Annotated in this window: 13 protein-coding genes; all 13 read left to right on the top strand. The window is 67.4% G+C overall.

Annotated features, from left to right (window positions below; all coding sequences use genetic code 11):
- Nucleotides 1-111 precede the first annotated feature (111 nt).
- The 13 genes from VGV13_09395 (at nucleotide 112) to VGV13_09335 (ending at nucleotide 15599) form a co-directional block, all read left to right on the top strand.
- Complete coding sequence (locus VGV13_09395; GenBank protein HEV8641298.1) at nucleotides 112-1458, top strand: TIGR00366 family protein; 1347 nt, start codon at nucleotides 112-114, stop codon at nucleotides 1456-1458.
- Nucleotides 1459-1557: 99 nt separating this feature from the next.
- Nucleotides 1558-1794, top strand: coding sequence for a hypothetical protein (locus tag VGV13_09390; protein ID HEV8641297.1), 237 nt, complete (start codon nucleotides 1558-1560; stop codon nucleotides 1792-1794).
- A 205-nt stretch (nucleotides 1795-1999) separates the two neighbouring features.
- Nucleotides 2000-3916, top strand: a complete 1917-nt coding sequence (locus VGV13_09385) for an AMP-binding protein (GenBank protein ID HEV8641296.1) — start codon at nucleotides 2000-2002, stop codon at nucleotides 3914-3916.
- Complete coding sequence (locus VGV13_09380; GenBank protein HEV8641295.1) at nucleotides 3913-4701, top strand: ABC transporter ATP-binding protein; 789 nt, start codon at nucleotides 3913-3915, stop codon at nucleotides 4699-4701. Before VGV13_09385 ends, VGV13_09380 begins: the two co-directional genes overlap by 4 nt.
- 87 nt (nucleotides 4702-4788) lie before the next feature.
- Nucleotides 4789-5721 carry a branched-chain amino acid ABC transporter permease gene (locus VGV13_09375; protein HEV8641294.1) on the top strand — a complete coding sequence of 311 codons (933 nt, stop codon included), beginning with the start codon at nucleotides 4789-4791 and terminating at the stop codon, nucleotides 5719-5721.
- 40 nt (nucleotides 5722-5761) lie between these two features.
- Entirely contained in the window at nucleotides 5762-6838 is a 1077-nt protein-coding gene (locus VGV13_09370) for a branched-chain amino acid ABC transporter permease (protein HEV8641293.1), read from the top strand.
- Nucleotides 6839-6855: 17 nt separating this feature from the next.
- Nucleotides 6856-8175 carry an ABC transporter substrate-binding protein gene (locus VGV13_09365; protein HEV8641292.1) on the top strand — a complete coding sequence of 440 codons (1320 nt, stop codon included), beginning with the start codon at nucleotides 6856-6858 and terminating at the stop codon, nucleotides 8173-8175.
- Between the two features lie 4 nt (nucleotides 8176-8179).
- Nucleotides 8180-9001 (top strand): ABC transporter ATP-binding protein, encoded by an 822-nt coding sequence (locus VGV13_09360; GenBank protein ID HEV8641291.1) that lies wholly within the window; start codon nucleotides 8180-8182, stop codon nucleotides 8999-9001.
- A gap of 313 nt (nucleotides 9002-9314) precedes the next feature.
- Complete coding sequence (locus tag VGV13_09355; GenBank protein ID HEV8641290.1) at nucleotides 9315-10091, top strand: ABC transporter ATP-binding protein; 777 nt, start codon at nucleotides 9315-9317, stop codon at nucleotides 10089-10091.
- 17 nt (nucleotides 10092-10108) lie between these two features.
- Nucleotides 10109-12073, top strand: a complete 1965-nt coding sequence (locus tag VGV13_09350) for an AMP-binding protein (protein ID HEV8641289.1) — start codon at nucleotides 10109-10111, stop codon at nucleotides 12071-12073.
- Complete coding sequence (locus VGV13_09345) at nucleotides 12066-12959, top strand: branched-chain amino acid ABC transporter permease (GenBank protein ID HEV8641288.1); 894 nt, start codon at nucleotides 12066-12068, stop codon at nucleotides 12957-12959. The genes VGV13_09350 and VGV13_09345 overlap by 8 nt, the downstream gene beginning before the upstream one ends.
- Before the next feature lie 298 nt (nucleotides 12960-13257).
- A complete protein-coding gene (locus VGV13_09340; protein HEV8641287.1) occupies nucleotides 13258-14325 on the top strand; it encodes a branched-chain amino acid ABC transporter permease in 1068 nt (355 codons plus the stop codon).
- 26 nt (nucleotides 14326-14351) lie between these two features.
- Nucleotides 14352-15599: an ABC transporter substrate-binding protein gene (locus tag VGV13_09335; GenBank protein ID HEV8641286.1), complete on the top strand. Its 1248-nt coding sequence runs from the start codon at nucleotides 14352-14354 to the stop codon at nucleotides 15597-15599.
- Nucleotides 15600-15612: the final 13 nt, after the last annotated feature.

The raw sequence follows: 15612 nt of genomic DNA, 5'->3' as shown, positions 1-15612 counted from the left end.
TTCGAGCATCTCGAGGGGGTGGGAGCGCGACCCGTTATAGGTGTAGCGACGCGGCGTGAGGACTCCGCCGCCATGGCGTTCAGACACCTGGCCGACAGAGGGAGGCGATTCATGCTGCAACGGCTGGCGGGGGCGCTGACCCGTTGGAGCACGCGCTGGGTCCCCGATGCCTGGATCATCGCGGTCATCCTCTCAGTCATCACCTACATCCTCGGGCTGATCTTCACCAAGGCGACGCCCTACCAGTTGGTGCAGCACTGGGGCAACGGCTTTTGGATCCTGCTGAGCTTCGCCATGCAGATGTGCCTGATCATCGTGACCGGGTACATCCTGGCGACCACGCCGTTCTTCAACCGGATCCTGAGCGGCCTCGCCGGTCTCCCCAAGAGCCCCAAGGGCTCCATCGCTCTGATGGCCCTCGTGTCCATGGTCCTGGCCTGGTTCAACTGGGGGTTGTCGATCGTGGGGTCGGCCGTGTTCACCCGCTTCATGGTGCAAAAGCAACGCGGCGTCGACTACCGGCTGCTGGTGGCGACTGCCTACCTCGGGCTCGGGGTCATGTGGCACTCGGGTCTCTCGGGCTCGGCCACGCTCCTGGTAGCCACGCCGAAGCACTTCCTCGAGAAGGACATCGGGATCATCCCGATCACGGAAACCACGTTCCATCCGTTCAATCTCATCCTGGCCGCCATCATCCTGGTCGCCCTCACGGTCTTCGGGCCCACGATGCACCCGCGACGCGAAGACACTGTCGAGGCCGACCCGGCGCTGGTCAAGGAGAAGGGGTTCACGGCGCCGGCCAGGTCCCGCCAGATGACGCCCGCCCAGCGGGTGGAACACTCGCCCAGCATCAACCTGGTCGTGGGCATCGGGGGGCTCATCTGGCTGTGGTGGTACTTCCGCGACAAGGGGTTTGCCGGTGTCAACCTGGATGCGGTGAACTTCACGCTTCTCATGATCGGCATTCTGCTGCACTGGACGCCCGCCTCCTTCCTCAAGGCCGCCACGGAGGCGGGGAACTTCATCTGGGGCGTGGTCATCCAGTTCCCCTTCTACGCCGGCATCTTCGGAATCATCCGCTTCTCCGGGCTGGCGGAAGTCATGGCCGGCTGGTTTACCGCCATCGCGAGCCAGACCACGTACCCCTTCGTCGTCGTCTGGTACTCGGGGATCCTGAACTACATCGTCCCCTCCGGCGGGTCGAAGTTCGCCATTGAGGCGCCGTACATCATCGCAGCAGGCAAGAGCCTGGGCGTCTCCAATGCGATGACGATCATCGCCTACGCCTGGGGCGACATGATCACGGACATCATCCAGCCGTTCTGGGCGATCCCGCTCCTCGGCGTGGCCAAGCTGGAGTTTCGGGACATCATGGGCTACTGCATCCTCTATTTCGCCTTGTACATGGTCATCATCTCGGCGGCGTTCCTGCTCCTGCCCTTCTTCGTTAGGGTCTGAGCGAAAGGATCTAAGCGGAGCAGCCGGCCAGGGGGGTGGGCGCACGAGGCCCGCCTCCTCGCTCCGCCAGCGCGTTCAAGATCCGCAGTGGGAGGACAGATGACCTACACGGACATCCTCTACGAGAAGAAGGACGGCGTGGCCTGGATCACCATCAACCGTCCCGCTCCAGGACCTCCGGGCCGAGGTCGAGAAGTGGTGTCAGGAGCTGCTCGAGAAGAGCCCGACGGCGCTGGCGCTCGCCAAACAGTCCTGGGCAAGGGCCTGCCCTTCGCCGCGACGCTGACGGTGACGTGTCTCACGGCCCTGCCGCTGATCGACAAGGCGCTGCGCTGACGGGGGCCACCTCAGCGTAAGTGCTCGTCATTCCGGCCCAAATGCTTGACAGCCCCCGTGGGCTTCGTTAGACTTTCGCCACTCGACGCCGCCCTTCTCCAGCCTGGAGTTCAGCGGTCCGCTCGTGAGCACCAGCGTGGAGGCGATTTGGACGTACTCGCGACGGGGAGAGAGAGAGATTGCCCGTGATGGCCCGAGGGGCTCGATGACGCCCGAGCTCGATACCTTCCCGAAGCTCGTCAGACACGATGCGCAACGCTTCCCCCGGAAGGTCGCCATCCGGGAGAAGGAGTACGGGATCTGGCGGTCGTACACCTGGAGCGACTACCTCGCGCAGGCCCGGCGCATCGCGCTGGGCCTGGCCTCGCTGGGCTTCGCGCGCGGCGACAAGACGGCCATCATCGGCGACAACCGCCCGCAGCTCTACTGGGCCGTGGCGGCGACCCAGGTCCTGGGCGGCGTGCCCGTTCCGCTCTACCAGGACTCGATCGAGAAGGAGCTCGCGTACATCGTCGATCACGCCGAGGCGAGGTTCGCGGTGGTCGAGGACCAGGAGCAGGTGGACAAGCTCCTCCACGTCAAGGAGCAATGCCCGCATCTCGAGGTCATCATCTACGAGGATCCGCGGGGGATGCGGTCCTACGCCGAGCCGTTCCTGGTGAGCCTCGAGCGGCTCCAGGAGCTCGGTGCCAAGTTCGCCCTCGACAACCCGACGTACTTCGACGACGAGGTCGCCAAGGGCACCGCCGACGATATCGCCATCATCTGCTACACCTCGGGGACCACCGGGACTCCGAAGGGCGCCATGCTCTCCCACCGAAATCTAATATCGACGGCGCGCAACGCCATCGCCGCCGAAGGCCTCCGCCGCGACGAGGAGGTGCTCGCCTACCTGCCCATGGCCTGGGTGGGGGACCACTTCTTCTCCTATGCCCAGTCCATCGTCGCCGGCTTCTCCGTCGACTGCCCCGAGAGCGCGGCGACCGTGCTCCAGGATCTGAAGGAGATCGGTCCGACGTACTTCTTCGCGCCGCCGCGGATCTGGGAGAACCTCTTGACCAACGTCATGATCCGCATCGAGGACGCGGCGTGGCCCAAGCGGAAGCTGGTCCACTTCTTCCTCGACCTGGCGCAGGACATCGAGCGGCGCCGGCTCAGCCGCCAGCCGGTGGCGCCGTGGCGCCGCCTCCTCTACCCGCTGGGACGACTCCTGGTCTACGGGCCGCTCCGGGACAACCTCGGGATGCGGCGCATCCGCATCGCCTACACCGCCGGCGAGGCCATCGGTCCCGAGATCTTCGTGTTCTTCCGATCGCTCGGCATCAACGTCAAGCAGCTCTATGGCATGACCGAAGCCAGCGCCCTCCTCTCGATCCATAAAGACGGGGACGTCCGGCTCGACACCGTGGGGACGCCGCTGCCCGGGGTGGAGATCCGCATCTCCCCAGGGGGGGAAGTCCTCTATCGGAGCCCCGGAGTCTTCCAGGGCTACTACAAGAACGTCGAGGCGACACAGCAGATGGTCCGGGAGGGCTGGGTCCACTCGGGCGACGCGGGCTTCCTCGACCGCGATGGCCACCTGAAGATCATCGACCGCGCCAAGGACGTGAGCCGCCTGGCCGACGGGACGATCTTTGCCCCGAAGTACCTGGAGAACAAACTCAAGTTCTCCCCGTACATCCGGGAGGCGGTCTGCACCGGGCAGGCGCGGCCCTCCGTCGCAGCCTTTATCAACATCGACCTGGCGGCGGTCGGGAACTGGGCCGAGCGGCGGGGGATTACCTACACGAGCTACACCGACCTCAGCCAGAAGCCGGAGGTCTACGATCTGATCCACCAGGAGGTCGTCCGGGTCAACCGGAGCCTGCGGGACGACGACGTGCTGCGCGGCGCCCAGATCCGAAAATTCCTGATCCTCCATAAAGAGCTGGACCCCGACGACGAGGAGATCACCCGGACGCGCAAGGTCCGGCGCGGGTACATCGCCCAGAAGTACGCCGCGCTGATCGACGCGCTCTACTCCGATCAGGGGCACGTGGCGGTCGAGGCGAAGGTGACCTACGAGGACGGCCGGACCGGCACCGTGCGCGCCGATCTCAGGATCCGGGAGGTGGCGCGGTGAGCGCGCTCGACGGGGCCGGCCCGCTCCTGGAGGTCGAGGGCGTCAGCGTCCGCTTCGGCGCCTTGCTGGCCCTGAGCCGGGTGAGCCTCGAGGTGCGCCGCGGGGAAATGCTCGCCATCATCGGCCCCAACGGCGCCGGCAAGACCACGCTGCTGAACGTCATCAGCGGGTTCTACCACCCGTACGAGGGGCGGATCCGCTTCGCGGGGAGGGACCGGACCCACCTCAAGCCCTACGACGTCGCCGCCCTGGGCATCGCCCGCACGTTCCAGAACGTCGCCCTGTTCAAGGGCATGACGGTGCTGGACAACATCATGACCGGCCGCGTCCTGAAAACGAAGGGCAACCTCCTGCTGGAGGCGCTCTACTGGGGGCCGGCGATGAGCCAGGAGCTGCGGCACCGGGCCTTCGTCGAGCGCCTCATCGACTTCCTCGAGATCGAAGCGATCCGCAAGACGCCGGCCGGACGCCTGCCCTACGGTCTCCAGAAGCGGGTCGAGCTGGGTCGAGCATTGGCCGCCGAGCCGGAGCTCCTGCTGCTCGACGAGCCGATGGCGGGGATGAACGTGGAGGAGAAAGAGGACATGTGCCGCTTCATCCTCGACGTGAACGACGAGTTCGACACCACCATCGTGCTCGTCGAGCACGACATGAGCGTCGTCATGGACATCTCCGATCGGGTCGTCGTGCTCGACTACGGCCGGAAGATCGCCGACGGGCCGCCCTCCGAGGTCCGGACCGACCAGACGGTGATCGACGCCTACCTCGGGGTGCCCCATGCCTAGAAATCGGAGGGGGCCGTCGAGGCCCCCTCCGAGCCTCCCCCAGAGAGGGATTGCGCCGGCAAAGCCGGCGCTCGGCGGGAGCGCGTGATGGACGTGCTCTACGGGTTGGTGGCGCCCTTCGCCGATATCGCGGGGAGCCCGGCGTTCTTCGTCGAGGTGCTGATCGGCGGGGTCGTTGCCGGGCTCATGTACTCGCTGGTCGCCCTGGGCTTCGTGCTGATCTTCAAGGCGTCGGGCGTCTTCAACTTCGCCCAGGGGGTGATGGTGCTGTTCGCGGCGCTGACCCTGGTCGGGCTCATGGAGCGCGGCGTGCCCGTCGTTTTCGCCCTCGGGCTCACCGCGCTGGTGATGATCCTGCTCGCCTTCGCCATCGAGCGGGTGGTGCTGCGCCCGCTGGTCAACCAGGAGCACATCATCCTGTTCATGGCCACCATCGGGCTCACCTTCTTCCTCGAGGGCTTCGGCGAGCTGCTGTGGGGCAGCAACGTCAAGCGGCTCGACGTCGGTATCCCGGACCGGTCCTTCAGCGTGGCCGGCGTCCTCGTGAACGAGCTCGAGCTGTCCGCCGGCGTGACGGCGGCGATCCTGGTGGCTGTGCTCGCCGTCTTCTTCCACGGAACCCGGGTCGGGCGCGCCTTGCGCGCGGTCGCTGACGATCACGAGGCGGCGCTTTCCATCGGGATCCCGCTCAAGACCATCTGGATCATCGTCTGGTCGGTGGCGGGGGGTGTCGCCATCGTCGCCGGCATCATGTGGGGCGCCAAGAGCGGCGTGCAGTTCAGCCTCTCGCTCATCGCGCTGAAGTCGCTGCCCGTCCTCATCCTGGGCGGCTTCACCTCGGTGCCGGGCGCCATCGCGGGTGGCCTCATCATCGGCGTCGGCGAAAAGATCGGCGAGGTCTACTGGGGACCTCTCGTCGGCGGGGCGATCGAGAACTGGTTCGCCTACGGGCTGGCCCTGGTCTTCCTCCTGTTCCGGCCGCAGGGACTGTTCGGCGAGAAGATCATCGAGCGGGTGTGATGCGGCTCCGACTGACGTCGCCTGGAGCTGATGTGACAGCGTGATCTACCGCACGGCCGGCCAGTTCAAGACGACCTACGCCAGCGACCAGGCGATCTTCCCGATCGTCCAGGATCGCGTGGCGGTCACCCTGGCTCTGACAGCCGCCTTCGTGATCCCGCCGGCCCTGGCCAGCGAGTACTGGCTGCAGGCGGTCCTCATCCCGCTTCTGGTCTACGCGCTGGCCGCCCTCGGGCTCAACCTCCTCACCGGCTACGCCGGGCAACTCTCGCTCGGCACCGGCGGGTTCATGGCGGTAGGGGCTTACAGCGCCTTCAAGCTGTCCACGGCGTTCCCCCACCTCGACATCGTCGCCGTGTTCCTCCTGGCCGGCCTCGTCGCGGCCGGCGTGGGGCTGCTCTTCGGGATCCCCAGCCTCCGCATCAAGGGCTTTTACCTGGCGGTGGCCACCCTGGCCGCCCAGTTCTTCCTCCTCTGGCTCTTCAACAAGGTCGCCTGGTTCGTCAACTACGCGCCCTCCGGCACCATCACCGCGCCGGACCGAGAGGTTTTGGGCGTGCTGGTCACCGGTCCCAACGCCACCGCCGGAGCCCGGTACGTGATGGCCCTGGCGTTCGTCGCCGTCTTCGGCCTGGTGGCCAAGAACCTGGTGCGCGGGCGCCTGGGCCGGGCCTGGATGGCCATCCGCGACCGCGACATCGCCGCCGAGATCATCGGGATCCGCCCGCTGCGGACCAAGCTGCTGGCGTTCGGCATCAGCTCGTTCTACTGCGGCGTGGCCGGGGCCGAGCTGGTCTTCCTCTACCTCGGCAGCGCCGAGACGCAGGCCTTCGACATCAACATCTCCTTCCTAGTCCTCTTCATGGTCATCATCGGCGGCCTCGGCAGCATTCTCGGGTCGTTCCTCGGAGCGGCGTTCATCGTGCTGGTCCCCATCTTCCTGACCAACGCGCCGCATCTGGTCGGACTCGGGCTGCCGGTGGCGCTGCAGAAGCAGATCGAGCTCATGGTGTTCGGCGCCCTCATCATCTTCTTCCTGATCGTCGAACCACACGGACTGGCGCGGCTCTGGCAGATCACCAAGGAAAAGCTGCGTCTCTGGCCGTTCCCCCACTAACAGAGAGGAGGCAACCCATGCGCGTGAAGCTGCTCCTGAGTGTCCTGCTGGCGCTGGCCGTGGCCGCCGGGCCCTTGGCGGCGGTGGCTCCGGCCCAGGACAAGTCGATCTTCATCCCGCTCCTGGTCTACCGGACCGGACCGTACGCCCCCAGCGGCATTCCCATCGCCAACGGCGCCAGCGACTACTTCAACCTCGTCAACGAGCGCGACGGAGGCGTGAACGGAGTCAAGATCGCCTTCGAGGAGTGCGAGACCCAGTACGACACCAAGCAGGGAGTCGAGTGCTACGAGCGGCTGAAGTCCAGGAGCCCCGTGCTGGTCAACCCCTACAGCACCGGCATCACCTACCAGCTGATCCCCAAGGCCCCGGGCGACAAGGTCGTCATCCACTCGATGGGCTACGGCATGACGGCCTCCGCCGACGGGCGCTGGTTCCCCTGGGTGTTCAACTTCCCCATGACCTACTGGAGCCAGGCCTCGGCCTTCGTCAAGTACGTGGGGCAGCAGGAAGGCGGGGTGGAGAAGCTCAAGGGCAAGAAGATCGCCCACATTTACCACAACAGCCCGTACGGTCGGGAGGCCAACCCCACCCTGGAGGAGCTCGCCCGCAAGTACGGCTTCGAGCTCACGCTGCTGGCGGTCGACCACCCGGGCCAGGAGCAGAAGTCGACCTGGCTGCAGATCCGCCGTCTGAACCCCGACTGGATCTTCGTGTCCGGCTGGGGCGTGATGAACCAGGTGGCCGTGAAGGAGGCGGCGGCCATCGGCTACAAGATGGACCACATGGTGGGCAACTGGTGGACGGGCACCGAGGCCGACGTGGTCCCCGCTGGTGATGGCGCCAAGGGCTACAAGTCCATGACGTTCCACGCTCCCGGGGCCAACTTCAAGGTCCACCAGGACATCTTCAAGCACGTCTATGACAAGGGGAAGGGCGCGGCCAAGCGCGAGGCGGTCGGCGAGGTGCTCTACAACCGCATGGCGATCAACGCCATGCTGAACGTCGAGGCGATCCGCACGGCCATGACGAAGTCCGGCAACAAGCCGCTCACCGGCGAGCAGGTGCGGTGGGGCTTCGAGAACCTGAACCTCACCGAGAAGCGTCTCGAGGAGCTGGGCATGAAGGGCATGATGCGCCCCCTCCGGGTCACCTGCGAGAACCACGAGGGCAACGGGCTGGCCCTGGTCCAGCAGTGGGACGGCAAGAAGTGGAACATCGTCTCCGACTGGATGGAGCCCATCCGCGAGGTCGTGCGCCCGAAGCTGGAGGCGGCCGCGGTGGAGGAGGCCAAGAAGCTCGGCTACACCATGCGCGACTGCGCGAAGGAAAAGTAGGGACGTGAGCGTGGGCGGGGCCCCCCGGCCGCTGCTCTCGGTCAACAACATCGAGGTCATCTACGACCACGTGATCCTCGTGTTGAAGGGGGTGTCGCTCCAGGTCCCCGAGGGGGGCATCGTGGCCCTCCTGGGGGGCAACGGCGCCGGCAAGAGCACGACGCTGAAGGCCGTCTCGGGGCTGCTGCGGACCGAGCGGGGCGCGGTCACCAAGGGGAACATCCAGTTTCTGGGAGAGGCCATTCACCGGAAGGACCCGGCCGAGGTGGTCAGGCGCGGGATCGTCCAGGTGATGGAGGGGCGTCACGTCTTCGAGCACCTCACGGTCGAGGAGAATCTGCTGACCGGTGCCTACACCCGGCGCAATGGCCGGGCGCTGAGGCAGGACCTGGACCTCGTCTACCGCTATTTCCCCCGCCTGCGCGAGCGGCGCCAGGTCAAGGCCGGCTACGTCTCGGGCGGCGAACAGCAGATGCTGGCCATCGGCCGGGCCCTCATGGCGCGGCCCAAGCTCATGCTGCTCGATGAACCGTCCATGGGGCTGGCGCCGATGCTGGTGAACGAGATCTTCGACATCGTCAGCCGCATGAACCGCGAGGAAGGCGTGGCCGTCCTGCTCGCCGAGCAGAACGCCGCCATGGCCCTCCGGTTCGCCCAGTATGGGTACGTGATGGAGAACGGCCGCATCGTCCTCGACGGCGACGCCAAGGCGATCAGCCAGAACGAGGACATCAAGGAGTTCTACCTGGGGCTCACCGGCGTCGGACAGCGCAAGAGCTACCGCGACGTGAAGCACTACCGGCGGCGCAAACGATGGCTGTCGTGAGCGCGCGGACGGCCCCGGCCCCGGGATGGCCGGGGACGGCTCGACCACGAGGTCGGCGGCGATGGTCGCCGGGCGGTTCCCCACCCGCGCGCGTGGGCTGGCTGGTTGGAGGGAACGGGTCTCGCAGCCCCCGGCCATCCCGAACCCCGGGCAGTCCGCACGCTCGCCGTCGGCTTCACACCACGAGGTCGGCGGCGAGAGCCGCGGGGCTCTCCGCCTCCGCGCGAGGGTCGGGCGCTTCGAGCGCCGGCTTGGCCGGCGCAAGCCGGGCCGGGGAGGTGTCGGAGGGGGCAGCCTCCGCCCCCTCCGACGAATGATGTCCTCCCAGCTGGAGATCCGCGAGGTGTCCAAGGCGTTCGGCGGCGTGCAGGCCGTGGCCCGCGTCAGCCTGGAGGTGCCGCGGAGCGAGATCCTCTCGGTCATCGGCCCCAACGGCGCGGGCAAAACGACGCTGCTCAACATGATCAACGGGTTTTATCATCCCGACAGCGGCCGCATCGCGCTCGACGGCGCCGACGTCACCCGCCACCATCCCTCGCGGATCGCCGAGCTGGGCGTGGCGCGGACCTTCCAGAACATCGCGCTCTTCAAGGGCATGACGGTGCTCGACAACCTCATGCTGGGCCGGCACGTCCACATGAAATCGGGCGTGCTGGCGTCGGTCGCCTACTGGGGGCTGGCCCAGCGGGAGGAGGTCGTCCACCGCCGGCGGGTCGAGGACATCATCGACTTCCTGAAGATCCAGGACCTGCGCCGGCGCCCGACGGGCTCGCTGCCCTACGGGCTCCAGAAACGGGTGGAGTTGGGACGCGCGCTGGCGCTCGATCCCAAGATCCTGCTGCTCGACGAGCCCATGGGCGGCATGAACCAGGAAGAGAAGGAGGACATGGCGCGCTTCATCCTCGACGTCAACGAGGAGTGGGGCACGACCACCATCCTGATCGAGCACGACATGGGCGTGGTCATGGACATCTCCGACCGGGTGGCCGTGCTCGACATGGGCCAGAAGATCGCCGAGGGCAAGCCCGACGAGGTACGGGCGAACCCGCTCGTGATCAAGGCCTATTTGGGAGAGTCACGCCGTGCGTGACTGGGGGGAGGGCAAGGGTGGCTGAGCCGGACACGCTGCCCCGACTGCTGCTGCGGAACGCCGAGCAGTACGGCGCGAAGACGGCCATCCGGGAGAAGGACCGCGGCATCTGGCAGCCGTACACGTGGCGGGAATACCGCGACCACGTGCACGACTTCGCCCTGGGGCTGGCCGCGCTCGGGTTCACGCGGGACGAGAAGCTCTCGGTGATCGGCGATAACCGCCCGCGGCTGTACTGGGCCCAGCTCGCCGCCCAGGCGCTGGGCGGCGTCGCCGTGCCCGTCTATCAGGACTCCATCGCCAAGGAGCTGGCCTACGTTTGGAACCACGCCGAGGTCTCGGTCATCGTCGCCGAGGATCAGGAGCAGGTGGACAAGGTCGTGGCGCTCCGCGACGAGCTGCCCGCCCTCCGTCGCGTGATCTACGACGACCCGCGCGGCATGGCCGCCTACCGCTTCGACTGGCTCCGCTCCGTCGCCGAGGTGGAGGAGCTGGGGCGGAAGTTCGGCGCCGCGCATCCCGGCTCCTTCGAGGCGGAGCTGGCCCGGGGCCAGCCGGACGACGTCGCGACGATCTGCTACACCTCCGGGACCACCGGCGATCCCAAGGGGGTCATGCTCACGCATCGGAACGCCATCGAGACGGCCCGCACCTTCACCAGGACGGAGGACATCCGCCCCACCGACGAATGGCTGTCGTACCTGCCGATGGCGTGGATCGGTGACTGCATCTACTCGCTGGCCTTGAGCCTCACCGTGGGCTTTGCGTGCAACTGCCCGGAGAGCCCCGAGACGGTCCAGCGCGATCTGCGCGAGCTGGGACCGACGACCGTGCTGGCACCGCCGCGCATCTGGGAGAACATGTTGACCTCGCTGCAGGTGCGCGCCGCCGATGCGACGCTCCTCAAGCGGTGGATCTTCGAGCGATTCCGGGCGGTGGCCGAGCGCGTGGAGACGCTCCGCGCCGACGGCAAGCCGGTGCCGCCGGGGCTCCGCCTGGCCTACGGGCTGGGCGAGTTCTTCGTGTACGGCCCCGTGCGCGACCAGCTGGGCCTGGGCATGGCCCGCTGGGCCTACACCGGGGGCGCGCCGCTGGGCGCCGAAACGTTCCGCTTCTTCCGCTCCTTCGGCGTCAACCTCAAGCAGGTCTACGGCTCCACCGAGGTGAGCGCGCTGGTTTCCCTCCAGCCCGACGCGGAAGCCAACCCCACCACGGTGGGCCGCCCGTGCCCGGGCATCGAGGTGAAGATCGGCGACAAGGGCGAGGTCCTCATCCGGAGCGCCGGCGTCTTCCGCGGCTACTTCAAGGCCGAGGAGGCGACGCGCGAGGTGATCGACGCCGAGGGCTGGTTCCACACCGGCGACGCCGGGTTCCTCGACCCGCGCGGGCATCTGGTCATCATCGACCGGGTCAAGGACGTGGGCGCGCTGGCCGCCGGGGCGCCGTTCGCGCCGCAGTTCATCGAGAACAAGCTGAAGTTCAGCCCCTACATCCGAGAGGCGGTCGCCTTCGGCCACGACCGGCCGTACGTGGCGGCGATGGTCGCCATCGACCTCAACACCGTGGGCAACTGGGCCGAGCGGCGCTCGATCGCCTACACGAGCTACATGGACCTCAGCCAGAAGCCGGAGGTGCGCGCGCTGATCCGGGAGGAGATCCGCAAGTGCAACGCCACCCTGCCGGAATCGACCAAGATCCGGCGCTTCCTCCTCCTGCCCAAGGATCTCGACCCCGACGACGCCGAGATCACGCGGACGCGCAAGCTGCGGCGCCGCTTCATCGCCGAGAAGTACGCGGCGATCGTCGACGCCTTCTATGCCGGCCGGGACGAGGTGGCGATGGCCACGGCCATCACCTACGAGGACGGACGGCAGGGGACGGTCCAGGCGCGTGTTCGCGTCGACGACGTCGAGGGGGCGGCCGACGCGTCAGAGGCTCGCTTCGGGCGTGGACGCCCTGCGGCTGCGCAAAACCATGTTTGATTGGCAGTTCTTCGGGCTCCTCATCTCCAACGGCGTGCTGATCGGTCTCATGTACTCCCTGATCGCCCTGGGGTTCGTCCTGGTCTACAAGGCGACCGACGCCATCAACTTCGCCCAGGGCGAGTTCGTCATGATCGCCGGCTTCATGGTCGCGGTGGCCCTGGGAGCGTACGGCGCGCCGCTGTGGCTGGCCGTCGCGCTGGCCCTGGCGCTGATGATCGCGTTCGGCTTCGGGCTCGAGCGCGCCATGCTGCGCCCGCTGATCGGGCGGCCCATCGTGGCCGTGATCATGGCGACGATCGGCCTGGCCGCCATCCTCCGGGGCTTCGGGCCGCTGATGTGGGGCGCCGAGACGAAGCCGCTGGCGCTGCCCATCCCCGACGAGCCCATCGTGTGGGGCCCGCTCTTCATCCCGCCGATCCAGCTCCTGGGCGCCGCCGTCAGCCTGCTCTTCCTGGCCATCTTCGGCTGGTTCTTCCTCCGGTCCCGCCAGGGCATCGCGATGCGCGCCGTCGCCGACAGCCAGCAGGTGGCCATGGCGATGGGCGTCAACGTGGAGCGCTACTTCGCGCTGGCCTGGGCGATGACGGGCATCGTCTCCGCCCTGGGCGGCGTCGTCTGGGGCAACCTGCTCGGCGTGGACGTCCACCTCGCGCTGGTCGGCTTCAAGGTCTTCCCGGTGGTGATCCTGGGTGGGCTGGACTCGATCCCGGGCGCGATCATCGGCGGCCTGATCATCGGGATCGTGGAGAACGTGGCGGCGGGCTACGTCGACCCCTGGGTCGGCGGGGGCACCAAGGACTTCGCGCCCTACGTCCTGATGATCCTGGCGCTGATGATCCGCCCCTACGGGATCTTCGGCAAGCAGATCATCGAGCGGGTATGACGGTGCGAACGCACGCGGCACGTCGGGAGGGGATTGGCGGGTCCTGGCGGGGTCGCGGCTCCCGTCCGGCATCGCTGTTGGTGGCTTGCGTTGCGGGGGCGGCGAATCGCCCCCCCGCGTCCGGCGTGATTTCCCGCGCGTTCCGCTCGAGGTGCCACGCGCTGCTGGCGGACGGAAGCCGCTCCCCCGCCACCCGGCAACCCCATCCCGCATGCCACGTGCGCTCCCCCGTCACCCCCCAGCCCCACGCCGCGGACCGCCACCCCTCGTCCGCCATATCCTGCCCGGGCGGCAGCGCATGATTCATCGGGAGTGCGGGGTGCTGAAGACGACGTACGAAGCCGACATGGCGCTCTATCCGCTGCCGATCGCCCGCTGGGCGGTGGGCGTGGTGGCGGCGCTCTTCTTCGTGGTGCTGCCGTTCAGCGTCCACGAGTACTACCTCAGCATCGTGAATCTCGTCTCCATCGCGGTGGTGGGCGCCCTGGGGCTCAACATCCTGGTCGGGTACACGGGGCAGATCTCGATCGGCCACGGCGCCTTCATGTCGGTCGGCGCCTACACCGCCGCCAACTTCGCCACCCGGCTCGACTTGCCCTTCTGGCTGTCGCTCCCGCTGGGCGGGCTCATGGCCGCCCTGGTGGGCACCGTCGTCGGCATCCCGTCCCTCCGCATCAAGGGCCTGTACCTGGCGATTGCGACGCTGGCGGGGCAGCTCATCATCGAGTGGACGATCAACCACGTCACCTGGATCAGCGGGGGCGTCCAGGCTTCGATCGAGGTCCCGCGGCCGCGCCTGGGCGGGTTCGAAATCGCCTCCCAGCGCGAGATGTACTTCTTCCTGCTGGTCTTCGTCGTGATCGCCATCACCGGCACCCTCAACCTCATGCGCAGCCGGGTGGGGCGGGCGTTCGTCGCCATCCGCGATCACGACATCGCGGCGGAGCTGATCGGGATCAACATCTTCCGCTACAAGCTGACCGCCTTCGCCATCTCCTCGTTCTACGCCGGCGTCACCGGGGTGCTCTACACGTACTACCTGGGGATCGCGAACTACGAGCAGTTCCAGATCGTGACCTCCATCGATTATCTGGCCATGATCATCATCGGCGGTCTCGGCTCCGTGCTGGGCTCGATCTTCGGGGCGATCTTCGTGACGCTGCTGCCGATCCTGATCCGTTACGCCATGGAGGCCTTCGGCAGCCTCGTGCTCTCGCCCCAGGCGGTGCTCAACACCATCCCCAACCTGCGCCTGATCCTCTTCGGCGCCCTCATCGTCTTCTTCCTCGTCGTGGAGCCGGAAGGGCTCAACCGCCTGTGGCGGAACATCCGCAACTACTTTCGAGTGTGGCCCTTCGCGTACTGAGCGTGCGCGATGAAAGGAGAGCGGGAATGAAGCGTTGGCTGGCGATCCCGATCGGGTTGTTGATGATGAGCGCGGTGACGCTGGGGAGCCCCGGGTGGGCGGCGGCGAGCCACGAGATCGTGCTGGGTCTGCAGTGCGACCGCACCGGCGCCACCCAGACGGTGGGCGTGCACCTGTGCCCCGGCTATCACGACTACGTCAGGCTGGTCAACGCCAAGGGCGGGGTGGACGGGCACAAGATCCGGGCGGTCGAGATCGACCACGAGTACAAGGTGCCGCAAGGGGTGGAGGCCTACGAGCGCCACAAGAAGGAAGGCGCCGTGGTCATCAGCCTCTACGGCACGCCGCACACCTACGCGCTCACGCAGAAGCTCACGGAGGACCACATCCCCGGCACCTCGCCGGGCTTCGGGCGCGCCGACGCCACGGACGGCACCCGGTATCCTTACGTCTTCCCCCTCGCCGCGTCCTACTGGTCGCAGGCGGGCGCGGCGGTCGATTTCGCCAGGAAGCAGATGGGTGGCCTCAAGGGCAAGAAGATCGCCTTCCTGTTCTTCGACAATCCGGCCGGCCGGGAGCCCATCCCCGTGCTCGAGGATCTGGCCGCCCGGGAGGGCTTCCAGCTCAGGACCTTCGCGGTACCGCCGCCGGGCGTGGAGATGGGCGCGCAGGTGCTCGACATCGCCCAGCGCTACCGGGCCGACTTCGTGATCGCGCACCTGTTCGGCCGGTCGCCGTCGGTGTCGATCAAGGAGCTCAAGCGCGTCGGCTATCCGCTGCGCAAGGTCGTCTCGTTCGTGTGGGGCTCGGCCGAGGCGGACATCGAGGCCGCGGGGGGCTTCGGCGTGGCCGAGGGGTATCACACGATGCAGTACGCCGGGGTCGGCACGGACTTCCCGGTCCTCACCGAGATTCGCGAGATGTACAGGAAGGAAGGCAAGGAGCCCTCCAAGGAGATGGCCTCCACTGTCTACTACAACCGCGGTGTCATGTGGGCGGCGGTGGCCGTCGAAGCGGTTCGCAACGCGCTCAAGGCCAAGCCCGACGGCAAGGTCACCGGCGCCGACGTGAAGGCCGGCTTCGAGAAGATCAAGGGCTTCACGCTGGGGGGCTTGCTCCCGCCGCTCGAGATCACGCCGAACGATCATGAGGGCGGAGGCTGGGTGCAGATCTGGCAGGTGAAGGGCGGCAAGTTCGCGAGGGTGACGGACTGGTACAAGGCGTACCAGGACGTCGTCGCCAAGCACATCAAAGAAGCCGGAGCGAAGAAGTAGGGGAGGAGAGCGG

This window comes from Candidatus Methylomirabilota bacterium (genome assembly GCA_036001065.1).
Classification (GTDB): domain Bacteria; phylum Methylomirabilota; class Methylomirabilia; order Rokubacteriales; family CSP1-6; genus MNEF01.
The sequence above is the reverse complement of the archived record's forward strand: the minus strand, read 5'-3'. Positions and strand labels throughout refer to the sequence as shown.